Annotated in this window: 12 protein-coding genes; 7 read left to right on the forward strand and 5 right to left on the reverse strand. The window is 52.9% G+C overall.

Annotated features, from left to right (window positions below; translation table 11 throughout):
* Nucleotides 1-211: 211 nt before the first annotated feature.
* From GSQ82_RS24185 to GSQ82_RS24200, 4 genes are read right to left on the reverse strand one after another with little or no spacing between them, the layout of a single operon-like run.
* Nucleotides 212-532 (reverse strand): hypothetical protein, encoded by a 321-nt coding sequence (locus GSQ82_RS24185; RefSeq protein ID WP_158794798.1) that lies wholly within the window; start codon nt 530-532, stop codon nt 212-214.
* Nucleotides 533-592: 60 nt separating this feature from the next.
* Nucleotides 593-1762 carry a M20 family metallopeptidase gene (locus GSQ82_RS24190; protein ID WP_254061900.1) on the reverse strand — a complete coding sequence of 390 codons (1170 nt, stop codon included), beginning with the start codon at nt 1760-1762 and terminating at the stop codon, nt 593-595.
* Between the two features lie 30 nt (nt 1763-1792).
* On the reverse strand, nt 1793-3397 hold the full coding sequence (dacB, locus tag GSQ82_RS24195) for a D-alanyl-D-alanine carboxypeptidase/D-alanyl-D-alanine-endopeptidase (protein ID WP_158794799.1): 1605 nt from the start codon (nt 3395-3397) through the stop codon (nt 1793-1795).
* A complete protein-coding gene (locus GSQ82_RS24200) occupies nt 3390-4787 on the reverse strand; it encodes an APC family permease (RefSeq protein ID WP_216847168.1) in 1398 nt (465 codons plus the stop codon). The genes dacB and GSQ82_RS24200 overlap by 8 nt, the downstream gene beginning before the upstream one ends.
* Nucleotides 4788-5216: 429 nt before the next feature.
* Between GSQ82_RS24200 and GSQ82_RS24205 the strand changes: the two genes are divergently transcribed.
* The 4 genes from GSQ82_RS24205 to GSQ82_RS24220 all read left to right on the forward strand — a co-directional run bounded on the left by GSQ82_RS24205 (nt 5217) and on the right by GSQ82_RS24220 (nt 11511).
* Nucleotides 5217-5933: a GNAT family N-acetyltransferase gene (locus tag GSQ82_RS24205; protein WP_158794801.1), complete on the forward strand. Its 717-nt coding sequence runs from the start codon at nt 5217-5219 to the stop codon at nt 5931-5933.
* Entirely contained in the window at nt 5930-7069 is a 1140-nt protein-coding gene (gene menC / locus GSQ82_RS24210) for an o-succinylbenzoate synthase (RefSeq protein WP_158794802.1), read from the forward strand. The genes GSQ82_RS24205 and menC overlap by 4 nt, the downstream gene beginning before the upstream one ends.
* Before the next feature lie 305 nt (nt 7070-7374).
* Complete coding sequence (locus GSQ82_RS24215) at nt 7375-9033, forward strand: amidohydrolase family protein (protein ID WP_158794803.1); 1659 nt, start codon at nt 7375-7377, stop codon at nt 9031-9033.
* A gap of 24 nt (nt 9034-9057) precedes the next feature.
* The gene (locus GSQ82_RS24220; protein ID WP_256370116.1) at nt 9058-11511 is read left to right on the forward strand and encodes a serine hydrolase; all 2454 of its coding nucleotides are present in this window, start codon (nt 9058-9060) and stop codon (nt 11509-11511) included.
* A gap of 45 nt (nt 11512-11556) precedes the next feature.
* On the opposite strand, the gene GSQ82_RS24225 is transcribed toward GSQ82_RS24220, so the two are convergent.
* Nucleotides 11557-12333, reverse strand: coding sequence for a MurR/RpiR family transcriptional regulator (locus GSQ82_RS24225; RefSeq protein ID WP_158794805.1), 777 nt, complete (start codon nt 12331-12333; stop codon nt 11557-11559).
* 597 nt (nt 12334-12930) lie between these two features.
* Between GSQ82_RS24225 and GSQ82_RS24230 the strand changes: the two genes are divergently transcribed.
* The 3 genes from GSQ82_RS24230 to GSQ82_RS24240 all read left to right on the forward strand — a co-directional run bounded on the left by GSQ82_RS24230 (nt 12931) and on the right by GSQ82_RS24240 (nt 19148).
* Nucleotides 12931-14955 carry a prolyl oligopeptidase family serine peptidase gene (locus GSQ82_RS24230; protein WP_158794806.1) on the forward strand — a complete coding sequence of 675 codons (2025 nt, stop codon included), beginning with the start codon at nt 12931-12933 and terminating at the stop codon, nt 14953-14955.
* 184 nt (nt 14956-15139) lie between these two features.
* Nucleotides 15140-15817, forward strand: coding sequence for a TetR/AcrR family transcriptional regulator (locus GSQ82_RS24235; RefSeq protein WP_158794807.1), 678 nt, complete (start codon nt 15140-15142; stop codon nt 15815-15817).
* 139 nt (nt 15818-15956) lie between these two features.
* The gene (locus tag GSQ82_RS24240) at nt 15957-19148 is read left to right on the forward strand and encodes an efflux RND transporter permease subunit (RefSeq protein WP_158794808.1); all 3192 of its coding nucleotides are present in this window, start codon (nt 15957-15959) and stop codon (nt 19146-19148) included.
* The last annotated feature ends 59 nt before the right edge of the window (nt 19149-19207 follow it).

Genomic DNA, 19207 nt, shown 5'->3' on the forward strand with positions numbered 1-19207 from the left:
TGTTCGCGTAGCTGCCCGGTGGATAGATGAGTGCGGTTGTCATCCCCATGGCACCGCCGCGCATCGCGGTCCCCATGATTGCTTTCATTCTATCGAGTTCTTCTGCCGTAGGAGATCGCGCAGCCTGGTCCAGCACAGCGACGCGAGCCTGCTCCTCGCTGAAGTAGCTGCCGAAGTTGACACTAATGCCTTGTCGTTGAAGTTTGCCGAGTTACCTCTCGACCTCATTGGCCGGAACCGGAGTGCCTCCTTCGCCAGCGATAACGGTAGTTACGCCTTCGCGCACTTTATTATCGGCAAGGTCGTTTACTAGTAGAGTTTCACCGGATTGATCCATCATATCGATCCAGCCGGGGGAGACGTACTTGCCGGTGGCATCGATCTCTCGCCGGCCATGTCCCGTGACTTTACCGATCTTTACGAGCTTGCCATTTGCGATCGCTACATCAGCTGCAATCCAAGGGTTTCCGGCTCCGTCCAGCACATGGCCGTTGCGGATAACAACGTCGTAGGTTTGCGTACGGCGACCCATGGAATCGAGATGAAGAGTAAGAGAGTAATTGTGGCTTTCATAACAGCTCACCGAAATCAGTCAGATCAGCATGGCCGCAAGTAGTGCTAAGCGAGGCGCGATATGCTTGCGCTGGAGATGTTCATGAATGGCATGTGCGCCCGAGCCAACGGCGCCCATGCCATCCAGCGTGGGTACGCCAAGCGCAGAGGTAAAGTTGCCGTCTGAACCGCCACCGGTCGCAGCCTCTTCCAGTTCGATATTCATCCTCGAGGCAAGTTCTTTTGCACGGCGAAAGAGTGCGATCGTGCCCGTAGTTCTTTCCATAGGGGGACGGTTTATACCACCTGTTAACTCCAGTTTGCAGAACTTGTCCTGTGATCTGAGTTTTTTGAACTTCCGATCGAGCGTAGTCACATCTCGCTGGCGTTCCAAGCGTACATCGATCTCGGCCCAAGCCTCGGCTGCGATGACATTGGATCGCGTTCCTCCGCCAATCAGCCCTGGATTGACCGTTATGCCGCGGCTCAAATCGGTGAAGTCGCTCAACGTTTCTATCTGTCGGGCTAGTTCGATGATGGCACTGTGTCCGCGTTCGAAATCAACTCCACTGTGAGCAGCTGTTCCATGCACCGCGAGCCGGTACATGCCTACGGCCTTGCGTGCGGTCTTGTAAGCACCTTCATCTCCTTGTGCCGGTTCGAGAACGTAGACGGAGCTACAACGACTGGCGACTGCCTCAGTCACTTTACGTGATGCGGGACTTCCAATCTCTTCGTCACCATGGAGCAAAATAATCACCGGACGGTGAAGCAGATGCAGATCTTGCAGCATCTCAACCGCGGTGAGCGCCATCATGACACCGGACTTCATGTCCAGCACTCCAGGGCCTGCGATGATGTATTTTGTCGCCCTCCATGGCATGTGAACGATGGTGCCGTGATCCCAGACTGTATCCAAATGGCCAAGGAGAAGGATGGGTTTTTCTCGGGATGAACTTCCGCTAAAACGCACCTCAAGAGAATCGCCGTATTGACGATGCTTGTGACGCCGTATAGTTCCGCCTGCCGCCTGAGCCCACTCTGCAAATGAAGTAAGTGCCCGATCAACGGCTTCTTTATCGCTGCTAGGAGACTCTATTTCAACCAGTGAGCGCAGGCGATCTATAAGTCGAGACTCCCGTCTCTGAGCCTCCGTGAGCAACAGCGACATGTCAATGGACGGAGGGGGCAATTTACTGACGACTTTCATGGAACTCCTGATCTCGCTTACTCTATGCAGTTACTGGACGTCGAGGGTAGCCTTATCGATGGGAAGCGAATAGGCAGCGGAAGCGATAGCTCCCAGCGCCTCTCCCGCGATCTCTGCTGCATTGGAATCGTCCGGTAACTCTAAATGATTGAGGTAGAGGGCAAATGCGAGGCGCTGTCCGCTTGGAGTGGTTGTGTAGCCCGCGAGGCCTTTACCCTCGAGCATTAGATGCATGTTGAGTAAATCCTCAGTGCCATAGGTTCCGGTTTTGGCGAAGACATGACCCGCGGCAGGTAAGTCCCGCTGAACTTTGACTAGCGACCCATCTTTGCCGAGGATAGGCAGAGCCTTGAGAAACACTGGATAGCTCTTCTGCTTAGCCATATAAGCAAGATAATGCACCATGAAGTCTGGCGTATAGAAGGCCGAGGATGCACCACCCGCACCATCAGCCTGAGAAGCTCCAGAAAGATCGAGGCCGGCCTTCGTCAAAAAATCATACTCGAGCGCAAAACCCTTCTGATCAATCTTCTCTGTCGTTTTACCTAGAACGGCTCCCAGAATGTAAGGCGTCATGCTGGCGTGCAAATTGTGGCTGACCTTCAAGGTTACCTTCACCTCTTCCGCAAACGGAGCCGAAACGTGCTCTGCGACCTTGTACTGCGGAGTAGAGAAGCTGCCATATTTGCTGGCACTTGTGATGGTATCCGGCTTGGCATCGACCTTCACCCCGACCTCTCTCAGTGCCTCATTGAGGGCGACTACTGCAAAACGCGAAGGGCTGGCTACTGGATAGCCGTAGATGTGAGGTCCGCTGGACTGAGCGACGGAGCCGGCGAGCACTACCGTCTGTGTGCCGTCAGCGTTATCAATGGTCTCAGGTTCTTCAAAAGACGATTTGGCTCCGGCTACGGTGACAATATGATTTTCGAATCGGATGGAAGGCACCTGCAGCGAGTAGGTCAGTACGGCAGGCTTATTCGGCGCATCCGATGGCTGAATTGTCACGTCGATCACATTGTCGTTCACCGCAATGGGAGAGATCACCACTCCGGTGCCAAGCTCACGCTCGCCCTCGGGGAAGAGACTGACATCGACAAGTACTTTGCCCTGAACACGTTTGATTCCTGCCGCTGATATCTGTTTCGCGAACTCCTTGATAACCACGAGCGGATCTCCAGGGACAAGTTTCGACTCCGGACCGCCATAGGTGTGATCCTCATCCGCAAACGCCAGTGTGCCGTCGGGCTGAAGACGATTCGAGAGATTAGGATCTCCGCTGGCTACAAGCACCAGATCTCCCTTCAACGTTCCCTTGCTATCGATCTCACCCGTGCGGTAGACGAAGGTATGGAACCGGTAGTCGGGCCCGAGAAGTTGTAGTGCAGTCCCTTCGGTGAGTAGTTTCGTGGTGGATCCTGGCGTGAATAACTTCTGACTATTCAACGTGAAGAGCGGCTTCTGGTCGTCAAGTGAATAAACTTCAATGCCGAAGCTGACGTGCCGGAACTGAGGCTCACTGATTATCTGTTGGACTGCCTCGGAAAATGTCTGCGGTTTAGCAGTCTGGGAGACGCAGTTCATTGCACTGATCGCAATGGCGGCGAGCGGGGCGAGCAACAACGTTTTATTCATTCGAGATCTCCAGAGTTGAGGGAATAAGAGTGTTCTTCGCTTCGTACCAGCGGAAGAGAAAATAGAGAGGTAATCCTAGGAGGATGAGGCCGAAGCCTGTCATGGCGCGGGCTGGCGCACTCACTATCGTGCTTACCACGACTACCGTAGCTGCTATGACAAAGAGGATTGGCAACACCGGATAGCCGGGAGTGCGGAAGGTGCGAGCGCGATCCGGGTACTTGATGCGCAGCACGATGACGGCAGCTACGGCGAGGCCGTAGAAGATCCACGCCGTAAAGACTACGGAGGTAAAGAGCTGCTGAAAACTTCCCGCCAAAGTAAGCACCGATGCCCAGATCCCTTGGATAAGCAGGGCACGAGTCGGCACTTTGCTATGTGAGTTCGTAGTGCCGAGACTCTGGAAGAAGACACGATCTCTGGCCATTGCATAATATACGCGAGGTCCCGTAACCGTCATACCGTTGATGGCAACAAGAATGGACGTAACAATGAGCAGTGAGATAAGGCGCGTGGCGCCTGCTCCATAGGCGGCCTGGGCGGCAGTGGCAGCTGCGCTCCCCACGCCTACAATCTGATCAGGCCGTAACACCATGTAGTAGCCGGCGTTCAAGAGTAGATAGATAGCAGCTACGAAAAGTGTTCCACCAATTAGGCTGCGCGGAAGATCGCGCTGCGGGCTGCGAAATTCTGCGGCAGTAAAAGAAACGACGTGCCAGCCTTCATAAGCCCAAAGTACTGCGATGAGTGCGATGCCATAGGCCATCCAACCGGTATGCATTGGAGCGTTCCATCCCAGCCTCAATGTGGCAGCGTGCCCGTGCTCAAATAGAAGGCTAGCGAGTCCGATCAAACCCAGAAATTTCGCTCCCATCCCAATATTTTGAATATGCTTGGCGTGTCTCATGCTCATGAGGTTGGCCGCGGTAAGTATGACTACACTAGCCACCGATACAAGCTTCTGCTGCCACAATGTGAGCGGTATAAGCTGAGAAAGATAAAGGCCGAATCCTGTGGCAAGCGTGGCGATGCTGCCGCTCTGAATCATGGTCAGCAATCCCCAACCATAAAGGAACGCGACCACTTTGCCGTATGCCTCACGTAGATACGTATAGAGTCCACCTGCCGCTGGAAACATGGAAGCCATCTCTGCAAGCGAGAGTGCACCGAATATACTAAGCGCCCCGCCGGCCAGCCAGATGAGAAGTACACTACGGACGGAAGTGAGATGAAGAGCAATTGCTCCGGGTACAAGGAAGATGCCTGAACCGATGACTGATCCTGCAACAACTGAAAACCCATCCCAGGCAGTTAGCTCGCGTGCCAATGCCGTCGACTCGGATACAGACGCCGATGTCTTCGCGAAGCATCTGTCGCTCAAATCATGCATCCTTGGCATCCTCTGCTGACTTGCGTGGAAAGGTCGGTTGAACATGATGCGCTTCTGATGTTCAAGTACGAGCAACACTTGGTTTTCGTTGTTGTGAATCGGCGAAATAGTACTTTTCTAGGTACTCCAAAAAGCAAAGATCTGGGGGCTCGAGAACCTATAGCAATAAATGTTGCATTAACTTGAGAGGCTTGTATGACGTCAGTGTCACGCGTAAAGGTGAGGTCTGTCAACGTAATTGTGAAGCTGGCTCTCAGGATTCTCTGTAAAAACAACTAGAAGATCTCTGACTTAATATCTTTCTCGTAGTTTATTTTTGTTGTCGTTTTAGGTTTGACAACCCGCAAATGCTCCCCTACAGTTGCTAGACGGAACTAGATTTATAGAATATGCAACGTTTGTTCCATTTTTGACTTGCTTCGATCCAAAATGACCTTTTCTTCCCAACCCGAGATCAATATCCGTCCGCTGCGCACTCACGAGGAGTTGGATGGCGCTGTTTCGTTGCAGCGTAGTGTCTGGGGCTATCTTGACCTTGAAGTCGACTCTCGTTCCATGCTAACGGTCGCATCCCGTTTTGCTGGCCAAACACTTGGAGCATTCGATCAAGATCGGGTGGTCGGCTTTTCACTCGCGTTTGCGACATTGCCTGTTGGCCGGCTGCACTCACATCGTGTTGGAGTGCATCCCGATTATCAGAACTTAGGTGTTGGCCGGAAGCTTAAGCTAGCTCAGCGCGCCGATGCCCTTGCTCGGGGTATCGAAACCATTCAATGGACGTTCGACCCATTGCAGTCACGCAACGCCTACTTCAATATCGTACGACTGGGCGGTATTGCAAGGGCCTATATTCCCAATCTATACGGCATTACCACCAGCCCTCTTCATGGTGGCCTGCCAACTGACCGCCTGCTTATCGAGTGGAATCTTCAAAGCGGACGTGTCAATGAGATCCTGGCTGGCGGGCCCATAGTTCATGGCAAAAATATTTTGGAAATACGTTTGCCGCCACCAAGCGGTCGTATTGACTCGACAGCACAGGCGGCCCTTCGCGAACAGTTTGTGGACTACTTCAGCAAAGGCTATGTTGTTTGTGGCTTCCGTAAAGAAATCGATACTCACGTTTACATTCTGGAGAAATTGTGAAGATAGAGAGCATTCAAGCACGCGAAATCGCCATGCGCTTGTCCAAGCCGTTCGAGACCAGCTTCGGTGTTACGCAGGACCGCCGGATCATTCTCGTAGAGTTGAAGACAGACGAGGGAATTGGATGGGGCGAGGTCACGGCAGGAGAAGGTCCTTTCTACAACCCTGAGACGACAGATACTGCGTGGCTCATACTTCGCAATTTTATTGCTCGGCTTGTGGTGGGAAACAGCTTCACGGATGCAGCCGGAGTTCTCCATGCTATGGCGCCAATTCGAGGCCATGAGATGGCAAAGGCGGCCGTTGAAAATGCGACGTGGGATGTACTTGCGCGTCACGGCGGCGTGCCGCTTCACTCTCTGCTCGGAGGCACTCAGCGAGAGATTCCCTGTGGCGTCTCGCTTGGAATCCATAGCGATATACCGAGTCTTCTCGACAAGATCGGAGAAGAGCTCTCCGCATCTTATAAGCGCATTAAACTCAAGATTAAGCCTGGTAAAGATGTCGCGTTTGTCGAAGCGGCACGTCGGCACTATCCGGATATTGCACTCACCGTAGATGCAAACTCTGCCTACACCTTGCAGGATGTTGAACTTCTGAAGCAACTGGACGGTTTCAATCTCACGTATATCGAGCAGCCGCTCGAGTGGAATGAGATCTATCAACATGCTGCACTGCAACGTCAACTTAGTACGGCTATTTGCCTGGACGAATGCATTCACGGACTTCGGGACGCTCAAGCAGCCGTGGAGCTTGAAGCTTGCAAGGTTATCAACATCAAGTTAGGGCGTGTATCGGGGCATACAGAGGCGAAACGTATTCAGCAGTATTGTTTGGAGCATGGAATTCCGGTCTGGTGTGGCGGTATGTTGGAGTCTGGCGTCGGACGAGCACACAATATCGCAATGTCTTCACTGCCGGGTTTCGTATTGCCGGGTGATGTCTCTGCGAGTAAGCGCTACTGGAAAGATGACATCATTGAACCCGAGGTAACGGTTAGCTCAAAAGGCACAATCATGATGCCGGACGGACCGGGCCTCGGCTTTGCTTTACGCCATGATCTTATCGAGCGGCTAACTGTTCGCAAAGAGGAGTGGCTGCCGCGACAAGCAGTGAGCAGCTACGCTACAGCATAGAGATGCAGCGAGTACATAGCTCCTGCGTGAGTGCAATCTATATGGTCTGCGCTCACTGCTCAAATAGTTGCAAGTTGCTGTGAACATGCGGAAGACCTTTCCGAAGTGATCTCTTACGTTATGAGATTTGATTCGCACAATACTTCTAATAAATGAGCTGAGTTTCGCGAAGTTCTTTTGATTGAGATAATTATTGACTTGCGGGCTATAGTGTGTACGATTCTCACCTTACTCCTTTTTGTGTAACAAATGTTGCAGGCTTGCAAAACTCCATTTAAGTGAATAGAAACTCTTTCGGAGGGTCCATGGCAAAACTGAACTGGCTCAAGGCTTTGAGTATTTTGACCTTGTGTCTTATATATTGCAGAGTGGGATTGTCTCAGGCCGCTGAGAGTTCAGGCTCAACATATGATGTCGTTATTCGGCATGGTCGGGTACTCGATGGTGCAGGTAATCCGTGGATAGCAGCAGATGTTGCAATTTCGGGAGGTAGATTCGTCAAGGTTGGCAAAGTCGCTGGGACTGGCAAGCGTGAGATCGATGCCACCGGCCTGTATGTCTCACCTGGTTGGATTGATGTTATGGATCAGTCAGGATCAGTGCTTCTGAAGAATGGGCTCGCCGAAAACAAGCTTCGCGAAGGCGTGACGTCTGCGATTGCAGGGGAAGGGGGAACGCCGGTCGAGGCGGCCCAGATTGGCGAGTACTTCGCCCAGCTGCAGAAGCAGGGAATCAGCATCAATTTTGGCAGCTACTACAGTGAAACTCAGGCAAGGGTCGCCGTGATCGGACAGGTCGACCGTCCTCCTATCGCCGAAGAGTTGAAACGTATGAAGGGCCTGATGGCAACAGCCATGCAGCAGGGAGCTATGGGTATGACGACAGCTCTTATCTATCCCCCTTCCAGTTATGCGAAAACGGACGAGCTGATCTCAATGGCTTCGGTTGCAGGTGTATACGGCGGTCTTTATGCCAGCCATATGCGTGGCGAAGGCAAAGAAGTTGTTCAGGCGGTTGATGAACTAATTGAAATCTCTGAGAAGGCACACATACCAGCGGAGATATTTCACTTGAAGGTTGCTTATCAGCCTGACTGGGGCAAGTCCATGGCAATTATTGGACAGCATGTCGCTGCGGCTCGAGCGCGCGGTGACGAAGTGGCCGGAGACTTGTATGTCTACACAGCCGGTGGAACCGGGCTTGAAGCGACCATTCCCTCGTGGGCCTTCGACGGCGGACATGATGCTCTAAAAAAACGCCTTCAGGATCCTGCGATTCGTGAACGTCTTAAGAAAGAGCAGAAGACTGGCTCGCCTGGGTGGTGGGACATTATTGAGGCAGCGGGAGGATGGGACGGAATCATACTCGTGGATGCTGCGAACCCAGCGAATAAAAAATACGAAGGCAAGTCGATGACGGTGATTGCGAAGGAGATGGGAAAAGACCCTTCTGACGCAGCGTTCGATCTTGTGGAACAAGGTAATTCGCGTGTGCTGGCGGTATATCACATGATGAGCGAAGAGGATGTTGAAACCGCTCTCCACTTTCCCTGGACGAGTATTGGGAGCGACTCCGGTTCCTCCAAAATCGCAGGTCAACCAGCGGACCTCAATCACCCCCGTGCATACGGAAATTTCCCGCGGGTTATCGCTCACTTTGTGAGAGACACTCAAACGCTGACGCTGGAGGATGCAATCCGCAAGATGACCTCGTGGCCAGCGACGCGGTTTCGCCTCTCCGATCGTGGTGTTATTCGTGAGGGGGCGCGAGCAGATGTAACGATCTTCGATTACGACAAGATCCAGGATCGTTCTACCTATGAGCAGCCCGTTGCATATCCTGATGGAATTCCCTACGTCCTGGTGAATGGGGAGATCGTGATCGATAAGGCGCAGCATACCGGCGCGAAGCCGGGAAGCATTCTGTTTGGACAGGGTAGGGGCCTCGATCTACCGTTACCTTAGCTCAAACAGCACTTAGGAGCAGTGATGCCGAATACGAGATTGGGTCCCATATGTCAGCGCAATCTTCGAGCTCTTACGTTTCTACCCCTATGGGTTTTAGGTTTTCTGCTGTCTTCTGTCTCAGGGTGTGTCTTCGTGTGTCACGCGTCGGCGCAGTCGCCGGTATCTTTAGCAAGCAATATCTCCCCCGATGAGAGGTGGAGACCCGTCACTACAGCTCTCACGCAGACAATTCAACATGAGATGACAGACAAACAGCTGCCTGCTGTCGCAATTGCACTGGTGGATAATCAGAAGATAGTTTGGGCAGAGGGATTTGGCTATCAGGATCCAGATCATAAGATTTTAGCTACCGCCGATACTCTATTCCGCGTCGGATCTGTCTCCAAGCTCTTCACCGATATTGGTGTGATGAAGCTGGTGGAAGCTGGACAGCTCGATCTGGATGCGCCTATCGGCAAATACCTGAGAGACTTCAAACCGAATAATCCCTTTGGCCAACCGATTACACTGCGTGAACTGATGTCGCATCGATCCGGACTGGTGAGAGAACCTCCCGTAGGACACTACTTCGACGCATCGGAACCGAGCCTTAAAGACACTGTGCAGAGTCTTAACCAGACGACCCTTGTGTATGCTCCCGGCTCGCATACGAAGTACTCGAATGCTGCAGTTGCAACGGTTGGTTACACTCTCGAGGTCGTAAGCGGCGATCCCTACGCAAAATATCTTAGTCATGCTGTTCTGGAACCGTTGGGCATGAGTCACAGTGCCTTCGAGCTGAAGCCAGAGTTGATGAATAATTTGGCGGCTGCTTCGATGTGGAGCTACGATGGGCTCAACTTTACAGCTCCCACATTCCAACTTGGCGAAGGGCCTGCCGGCTGCATGTACTCAACGGTTACAGACCTCGGTCGATTTCTAAGCGTGTTATTTGCCGGAGGCAGATCTGGTGAGACGCAGGTCATACAGAGCAGGACGCTCGATGAGATGTGGACGCCGCAGTTTACTGGCAATGCACCGCGCTCTTTCGGTCTTGGCTTTCAGCTTGGAAACATCGAGGGCCATCGCACATTCGGCCATGGTGGAGCGATCTATGGTTTTGCCACGCAAGTCATTGGACTTCCGGACGATAAGCTCGGAGTGATTGTGATCACGACCTTGGACAGCACAAATGCGGTGGCAAACCATATTGCGGATGAAGCGTTACGCCTTATGCTGAGCCAACGTAATGGTCAGCCACTACCACAACTGTTCTCTACCAGCGCGATTTCACCCGATTTGGCGCGGAAGGCAGATGGACACTATAGCAATGGAAAAGATGAGGTTGACTTAGTTGAGCAGAGCGGGCGGCTCTTCCTCTCCCGGCCAGAGGGAGGAAGCAAGGTCGAACTAAAAGATGCAGGGACTTATTGGATCAAGGACAGCAGGATTGGATACGACCCGGCAAAGATAATATTCCAAGGAAACGGGACTAATACAGACACAGTTCAAATGGATGGCCAGACATATAAACGCCATACGAACGCGATGCCTTTAGAAGCGTCCCCTGCAATTAAGCAATTGGTCGGAGAGTACGGTTGGAGTTTTAATAAGCTCTATACATTTGAAGACCGTGGGCGTTTGAAGCTGCTGATCGAGTGGTTCGATTTTGCCGCATTGGAAGAGATCTCACCCGATCACTTCCGATTCACGGAGAGTGGTCTATACCAGGGCGAGACGGCTATCTTCGAACGCAATGCCGATGGAACGATCAGCGGTGTAAGAGTCGGCGGTGTGTTGTTTCCCAAACTGCAGACGAACGCTGACGGCTCCGTGTTTCAGATCAAACCCTTGAAGCCTGTAGAACAACTACGTAAAGAGGCATTAGCCAGCAAGCCACCCATTGAAGCAGGGAACTTACGCCCTGCAGACTTGGTTGAACTGAATAAGTTGGATCCGTCAATCAAGCTCGATATCCGTTATGCAACTTCGAAGAACTTCCTGAGGGCGCCGCTGTACCTGCAGCCACGTGCGTATATGCAGCGTCCTGCCGCGGAAGCAGTCGTGCGTGCTTCTCAGACGCTCCACAAGCTTGGCTATGGTCTCCTAATTCACGATTCATACCGTCCCTGGTATGTGACCAAGATGTTCTGGGATGGAACACCAGATGACAAAAAGATCTTTGTAGCTGATCCGAGCCAGGGTTCTCGGCATAATCGCGGCTGCGCGGTGGATCTAACTCTATATGACCTCAAGACTGGACAGCCCATCGTGATGACAGGTGGCTACGATGAGATGTCTGAGCGTTCCTATCCGTTCTACCCTGGAGGTACGTCGCTGCAGCGATGGCATCGTCACCTCCTACGCGAGGCAATGGAAGAAGAGGGCTTTACGGTGTATGAGTTTGAATGGTGGCACTTCGACTACAAGGACTACCGTCATTACTCTATCTCCAACCTTACCTTCGAAGATCTGGATCGCGCAGCGGTCAAATGAGTCGTTCTGTCCCGACGCGGGAAGAATACTTTGGGCCGAAGGCATCTAGGGTGACTCATACCAACGAAAGCCCTCGCGCTGCTCCTTTGCCGCTTCTCGTAGTCGCACTATAGTCGCCTCCCGATCCAGATTCGCACAGGCGACGAGTAAGAGATTTGCAATCGCCATAGGAGCAACATAGGAATCGAGGAATGATCCACTATCTACGGAGGCAACGAAAAATTCGTCAGTAAAACGTGCAACGGGAGAGACATATGTGCCCGTAATACCGATGCAGTAGGCGCCGTTGTCGTGCGCTTTTTTAAGAGCCTCTACAGTCTGACGCAGGCCCCGACGAAAGCTGACCGCGATGACCACGTCGCCCTTACCAAACAGACGTGAGATATGAGTACTGCGTCCGATCGTCGTCGCCGTGTAGACGGGAAGACCTATGACGGTTAGATGGTGCTCAAGGTACTGCACGAGGCTTGCGGCGAGGTCTCCACCGATGATCAAGATCCGTTTGGCACTGTGGATCTTCTTCGCCGCAAGCGTAAGTCGCTTCACGTCCAGCATGTTTCGGACCGCGTTTAGATTCTTGAAATCCTGCTCAAGTGTGGCCTGAAGATGATCCGGAATCTTCGCGTCTCCTGCGCCGCTTGCTTGCATGCCGTCGAGGGAGGTAGCGTTTGCAATGGACAGATCATGCAAATAGTTCTGGAACGCCCGATAGTTTTCAAAACCGACCTTCTGGATGATCCTGACCATCGTTGCGGCGTCCGTATCCAGACGTTCTGCTGCAGCTCTCACGCTGAGAAGGACAAACTCACGTGGATGCTGCATGACGCGCCGTAGGATCTCCTGGCGACGCGGACTAAGGAGCTGCATCCAGCTCTTGGGATCTTCGGCAAAACGCGGTTGCTGGCTAATTTGCATGATAGACGCAGCATTGCGGATACAAGCCACTCTGTCAACTGTGTTGTTCAAATTCCGGCAAATCAGCCCAAGCTGAGTCAGTAACACGTGCTCCTTTCTGTGATAGCTACGGTAGATAGGGACTTCGCTGAAACTGGGATTACTCTATTTCATGGAGCAATGTTTGCTGCCAAATCAGAACTGATCATTAGCTGCTTCATACTGCAGAACGCACATCGCGCAAATAATCAAACTGCAAAAGACATTGACAATTTGGGGTATTCATACCAGACTGACGCCAGCATGATTCAATGCAACAAACATTGCTTTTCAGTATTTAGCGAGCGATGCGTTCCCAGCGATGCATGGCCAATATTAGCTCTTAGGAAAGAGGTCGTAAGAATGACTATTATGAGCAGGTATTTTCAGAACTTTCGCCTTCCGCTAATTGTCACTGCCGTTTTTAGCCTTCTTCTTCTTCCATCGAATTGCCTGTCGGCGCAGTCCTTCACGGTTGAGCAAATCATGAGTTCGCCGTTTCCGACACAGCTCACCACAGCACGGAAGGGTTCACGGGCAGCGTGGGTCTTCAGCCTGAAGGGTGCCCAGAACGTCTGGGTTGCAGACGGGACGGGGCTCGTTCCCAGGCAGGTCACGCACTACACTGGCGACAACGGTGAGCCAATCGCCTCGTTGCGGCTGACACCGGACGGTCACAGCGTTGTCTATGCCCGCGGAACGGAATCAAATAGTGTAGGCCGTGCTGCCAATGCAGTCGCCAGCGTAAAGCAGCCGAAACAGCAGGTGTGGATTGCGAGTTTGGACGACGGCGAACCCCGCCTGCTTGGAGAGATGGGATGCGAAGCTGAAGGCTGCGAAGACATTGAGATCTCCCCCGATGGTAATTGGGTAGTCTGGCCCGCCAGGCACGCTCTCTGGATCGCTTCAACCAACCCAACCCAAACGGACGCGAAGCAACTTACCGATATTCGTGGAAGTGTCTCTTCACCGCAGTGGTCGCCCGATGGCACTCGCCTTATCGCTACCGTAGAGCGTGGAGATCACACTCTCACCGCAGTTCTCGAAGTAAACAGCGGCGTACTCACGCAGATTCATTACATAGCTCCCTCAACCGATCGCGACCTCTCGCCGCAATGGTCTCCTGACGGATCTCAGATCGCCTTTCTGCGCATCGCAGGAGTCGAGGAGAAGCGGCCGATCATCCCGCTTCATGCAACACCCTGGAGTTTGTGGATTGCAGACACGCACAGCTATGCAGCCGCACCAATCTGGAAGAGCCGGCTTGGAATGGACGACTCCCTTCCGCTCTTCGGTCCTTCGCAGCTTCTCTTTGCAGCGGGCGGCAGAGTCATATTTAGTTCAGAGATGGATGGATGGAATCATCTGTACTCTATCCCGTCGGTCGGAGGCCAGCCAGTCCTGCTGACACCTGGCGGCTTCGACGTCGAAGATGTCTCGCTCACCGCCGACAAACTTTCAGTTCTGCTGACCTCAAACCAGGATGACATAGACCGACGCCATGTGTGGCGTGTTGCGGCCGCTGGAGGAGAGCCTCCACGCGCGTTTGTCACGGGGGAGACAATTGAGTGGTCACCCAAGTCTACTGGCGACGGAAAAGATGTGGTGTGTCTCGGCTCAAGCGCCACCTCGCCAGCGCTTGTCTACCGCTTGAAAGAAGGTAGCCGCGAACTAATTACAAAAAGTGCACTTCCGTCAGATTTCCCAAACCCACAACAACTTGTCATACCCAGGCAAATCATCTTCAAAAGTGCTGATGGAGTTACGATCCACGGTCAACTTTTTGTCCCCAAAAGTCAGCTCAAACCGGGGCCAGCATTGATCTACACACACGGTGGGCCGTATCGCCAAATGATGTTGGGATTTCACTACATGGACTACTACCACAATGCGTATGCAGAGAATCAATACCTCGCAAGCCTGGGATATACGGTTCTTTCGGTCAACTACCGGTTGGGTGTCATGTACGGCCGCGACTTCCGCAACTCACCTAACTCTGGCTGGCGTGGCGCCGCGGAATATAACGACGTCCTTGCGGGCGCTCATTATCTTCAAGGCCTCCCCGGAGTCGATCCTCATCGAATCGGCCTATGGGGCGGATCGTACGGCGGATTTTTGACGGCCCTGGGATTGGGGCGCAACTCAGACATCTTCGCAGCCGGAGTCGACTACCACGGAGTGCACGACTGGTCCGACTTCCTGCCGGCATGGGAGGAGAGCGCCAAATCAGCCCCGGACTATAAGGAGGCGGAAAAACTGGCTTTCTCGTCGTCACCCAATGAATCCATCGACATGTGGAAGTCGCCAGTACTGCTGATCCAGGGAGATGATGACCGCAACGTGCCATTCAGTCAAATGGTCACTCTCGTCCAAAAGCTACGCGCAAAGAACGTGCCCTTCGAACAGATCGTTTATCCGGATGAAATCCACGACTTCCTCCTCTGGAAAGATTTCATCCGTTCCTATAAGGCTACTGCGGATTTCTTTCAAGCTCATCTGAAAGAGAAATAAGCGGACGATGCCTCAAGCTTGGTGGTGGTTAAATTTTCAATACTGTACTTACAGTTTAGAATATTGTAAATATAAGTCGGCCAGATGATCTGTCCTGGTCAATCGTATGTACATCTTCAGCGTGAGGATGTAGTGCGCTGCCTTGTGCGCACGTGCGCCGCTTGTCTGGAAGTAGGAGTAGTACATGCAACAACTGCAAAAAGCGCCACTCGATGAAGAGCCGAAGGCGCGTGGTAGGCATCGAAGTCTTGAAGCGAAGACATCGATTTTGAACGCGACACTTTACCTGCTGGAGCGGAAGCCTCTGCGCAAAGTGACCTCCGATGAGATTGCCCGACGGGCAGGCGTCAGTAAGGCGACCATTTACAGGTGGTGGCCGAACAAGAGCCTAGTAGCGCTTGAGGCTTATCTGACAGGGATGACCGAGCGTGTTGCAATTCCCGACACGGGGTCCGCCGAACTCGATTTTACCCTGCAATTGAAGTCTCTAACTGCTTTCTATACCTCGTCGCTTGGTCGGCTGTTTTGTCAATTCATTGCCGAAGGACAAAGTGATCCCGGCTTTCTCGCCCTGTTTCGCGAGCGATTTTTGTTTGCCCGGCGCGACGCAGCCCGTGTGATGTGGAGGCGTGGAGTCACCCGCCGGGAGATCCGCGAAGAAATCGACGGCGAGATAGTTCTAGACCTCATCTACGGCCCGACAATCTTTCGTCTTCTGGCTGGTCACGGCGCACTCAATGACACCGAATCGGAGGCGATGGTCGCAACTGTCTTCAGTGGACTGAGAAGATCTGGCTATCGCCCCAACACAGGTAAGAATAGAAAAAAGACGGCGGGTCAACTAGCCGTGAAGCAAATTTGAGTCCTGCATCTCCCCGCCGTCATCGTATTTCTAGACGGCTGGTCTGGTATTGGCTGGCAACGTTTTCAAATCGATGTGTTACATGGATGAACGCGATCTTCGCTTGATCTATACGAAACGCATCGGCTAAAGGAGTTTTATGTGGATCGTCCGTCTCGCACTTAGGAGACCTTACACATTTGTCGTCCTGTCGCTGTTGCTCTTTATCGTAGGGCCTTTGGTGATGTTACGGACCCCGGTCGATATCTTTCCAGCGATCGATATCCCCGTTGTATCAGTCGTTTGGAACTATGCGGGGTTGTCGCCGGAAGAGTTGAGCGACCGAATCGTACTGCCGTTTGAACGCAACCTGACGACGACAGTCAACGACATCGAACATACCGAATCGCAGACGTTGAGCGGCGTCTCCGTCGTGAAGATCTTCTTCCGGCCTACGGTGAATATCTCGCAGGCTGTGGCACAGGTAACGGCGATTTCGCAGACGCAGCTTCGTCAGTATCCGCAGGGAACGACCCCGCCGCTGGTGATCCAGTACAGCGCATCAAGCGTTCCGGTTTTGCAGTTAGGGCTCTCCGGTGATGGTCTGAGCGAGCAGCAGCTGAATGACTTCGGTACCAACTTCATTCGGACTCAACTCGCGACCGTGCAGGGAGCTTCCATCCCGTTTCCTTATGGCGGAAAACAGCGCCAAATACAGGTGGATGTCGACACGCAGAAGCTGCAGGCCTACGGACTCTCCTCATCGGATCTGGTCAACACGATAAACCTGCAGAATATTATTCTGCCGGCTGGCGATGTGAAGATGGGCAATGTTGACTACCAGGTAGAGACAAACAGCGCACCTAATTCGATTGCTGCTCTCAATAATCTGCCCATCAAGACCATCAACGGTGCGACCGTCTACGTCCGAGATGTTGGTAATGTGCGAGATGGATTTCCCCCTCAGACCAACATCGTGCGAGTTGATGGACAGCGCGCTTCGCTGATCACAATCCAGAAGACCGGAAATGCATCAACCCTCGACATCATTGGCAATGTCCGCGCACAGCTGCCACTGATCGCTGCGCAGCTACCTCCTGCTTTAAGAATCAAGGCAATCTCCGACCAATCGATCTTTGTTCGTTCCGCGATAAGCGGCGTCGTACGCGAGGCGCTGATTGCTGCCTGTCTGACGGCTGCTATGATCTTGATCTTTCTTGGTAGTTGGCGTTCAACAATCATCATTGCTGTATCGATTCCACTGTCGGTTATCTGTTCATTGCTGATGCTTGCAGCTCTCGGCGAAACGATCAACATTATGACGCTTGGTGGGCTGGCGCTGGCAGTCGGCATCCTGGTGGACGACGCGACAGTCGAAATCGAAAATATTAATCGTAACCTCGAAGAGGGCAAAGAGGTCGAACAGGCAATCCTAGACGGAGCCGCTCAGATCGCGATACCTGCCTTCGTCTCTACGATCTCGATTTGTATCGTGTTTGTGCCGATGTTCTTCCTCGGTGGGGTCGCCCGATACCTCTTCGTCCCACTCGCAGAGGCTGTCGTCTTCGCCATGCTTGCGTCTTATTTCTTGTCGCGAACGATCGTTCCGACAATGGCGAAGTACCTGCTAAAGGGACATGAGCCGGATCAGGAGCATCAGAAACAGACGAGCAAAAATCCATTCATTCGCTTCCAGATGACCTTTGAACGGTACTTCGAGAAGTTGCGTAACTGGTATTACGGACTGCTGAACTTTTGCTTGGAATATCGAGTCACATTTTTGCTATCGATTGTCGCATTCTGGATCGGATCCTTGGTGCTGCTTTATCCCTGGCTCGGGCAAGACTTCTTTCCATCCGTTGATGGAGGTCAATTCAAGTTGCACGTACGTGCTCACACTGGCCTTCGGATTGAAGACACGGCCCGCCTCTGCGATCAGATTGAAGCCGTCATTCGACAAGAGATTCCGCAGTCGCAGCTAGGTACGGTCATTGACAATATCGGCATCCCTTACTCGGGCCTCAATCTCTCTTACTCGAACTCTGCCACTGTCGGGACGGCTGACGCGGATATCTTAGTCTCGCTGAGCGAGAAGCACAGGCCGACCGACGAATTCACACACGCACTTCGCGATAAGCTGACTCGCCAGTTTCCTGGCACGGAGTTTTATTATCTCCCCACAGACATGGTGAGCCAGATTTTGAACTTCGGTCTTCCCGCACAGATCGATGTGCAAGTAATCGGACAACAGATCGTCCAAAACCGTGTGTTTGCCGAGCACATGATGCAGCAATTCAGCCGCATCCCCGGCACTACGGACTTACGGATTCAGCAACCTTTCAATCTGCCTAAATGGACGATCGACGTAGATCGCACACGGGCACAGCAGGTTGGCTACAGCCAGCGCGATGTAGCGATAAGCGTGCTTACGAGCCTGAGTGGAAGCTTTCAGACGTCACCGACCTTCTACCTGAATCCGCAAAATCATGTAAGTTACAACGTCGCTGTGCAGACGCCACAATACAACGTAAAAAACCTGCAGGAGCTCGAAAACTTTCCGATTGCGACCAACGGCTCGACCCAGCAGCCTCAGATCCTCGGTAATCTCGCTTCGATTCAGCGCGGGGCGGAGCAGGGAACAGTCAGCCACTATAACGCGCGACCCGTCATTGACATCTATGGCTCCGTTGAGGGCGCTGATCTCGCCAGTGTCTCCAACAGGATCGAAAAGATTGTGGCAGACAGCAAAGGAAAGCTCCCCCGCGGATCTGAGATCTATGTGCGCGGTCAAATCCAGACCATGCACACTTCTTTTGTCGGCCTCGTATCGGGTCTTCTATTCTCGATCGTGCTGGTATATGCGCTGATAGTGGTGAACTTTCAGAGCTGGCTCGATCCCTTCATCATTATTGCGGCGCTACCAGGCGCACTAGCTGGAATCGTATGGCTACTGTTTCTCACAGGAACTCACATCAGCGTGCCAGCTCTGACTGGCTCGATCATGTGCGTCGGCGTGGCAACAGCAAACTCGATTCTGGTAGTCAGCTTCGCGAAAGAGCAGATGGAGCTAGGGCTGAATGCCGCAGAGGCCGCGCGTTCGGCAGGCTTTACACGCTTCAGGCCAGTCATCATGACGGCGTTGGCGATGATCATTGGCATGGTGCCGATGGCACTCGGATTGGGCGACGGCGGCGAGCAGAATGCACCGCTTGGACGCGCTGTCATCGGAGGATTGCTGCTTGCGACCTTCGGTACGTTGACCTTTGTCCCGGTTTTCTTTTCCTTCATGCACCGCAATGATCTGCCTTCGCCAGCGACGCCGCCAGAGGAACAGTATGAGGCACAAGCATGAGCGATTCGAGGCGAGAAGATGACACGAAGCGCAGCGTCAACAGTGGACACGGAGAGAGA

Source organism: Granulicella sp. L60, from assembly GCF_009765825.1.
Classification (GTDB): domain Bacteria; phylum Acidobacteriota; class Terriglobia; order Terriglobales; family Acidobacteriaceae; genus Edaphobacter.

Bases quoted from the DNA above. Each gene is read 5' to 3' on its own strand.
- GSQ82_RS24230 (WP_158794806.1), top strand. From the start codon at position 12,931: ATGAGTTCGCCGTTTCCGACACAGCTCACCACAGCACGGAAGGGTTCA.
- GSQ82_RS24215 (WP_158794803.1), top strand. From the start codon at position 7,375: ATGGCAAAACTGAACTGGCTCAAGGCTTTGAGTATTTTGACCTTGTGT.
- GSQ82_RS24185 (WP_158794798.1), bottom strand. From the start codon at position 532: ATGGGTCGCCGTACGCAAACCTACGACGTTGTTATCCGCAACGGCCAT.
- GSQ82_RS24220 (WP_256370116.1), top strand. From the start codon at position 9,058: ATGCCGAATACGAGATTGGGTCCCATATGTCAGCGCAATCTTCGAGCT.
- GSQ82_RS24235 (WP_158794807.1), top strand. From the start codon at position 15,140: ATGCAACAACTGCAAAAAGCGCCACTCGATGAAGAGCCGAAGGCGCGT.
- GSQ82_RS24190 (WP_254061900.1), bottom strand. From the start codon at position 1,762: ATGAAAGTCGTCAGTAAATTGCCCCCTCCGTCCATTGACATGTCGCTG.
- GSQ82_RS24225 (WP_158794805.1), bottom strand. From the start codon at position 12,333: ATGCAGCATCCACGTGAGTTTGTCCTTCTCAGCGTGAGAGCTGCAGCA.
- GSQ82_RS24240 (WP_158794808.1), top strand. From the start codon at position 15,957: ATGTGGATCGTCCGTCTCGCACTTAGGAGACCTTACACATTTGTCGTC.
- GSQ82_RS24205 (WP_158794801.1), top strand. From the start codon at position 5,217: ATGACCTTTTCTTCCCAACCCGAGATCAATATCCGTCCGCTGCGCACT.
- GSQ82_RS24200 (WP_216847168.1), bottom strand. From the start codon at position 4,787: ATGCATGATTTGAGCGACAGATGCTTCGCGAAGACATCGGCGTCTGTA.
- dacB (WP_158794799.1), bottom strand. From the start codon at position 3,397: ATGAATAAAACGTTGTTGCTCGCCCCGCTCGCCGCCATTGCGATCAGT.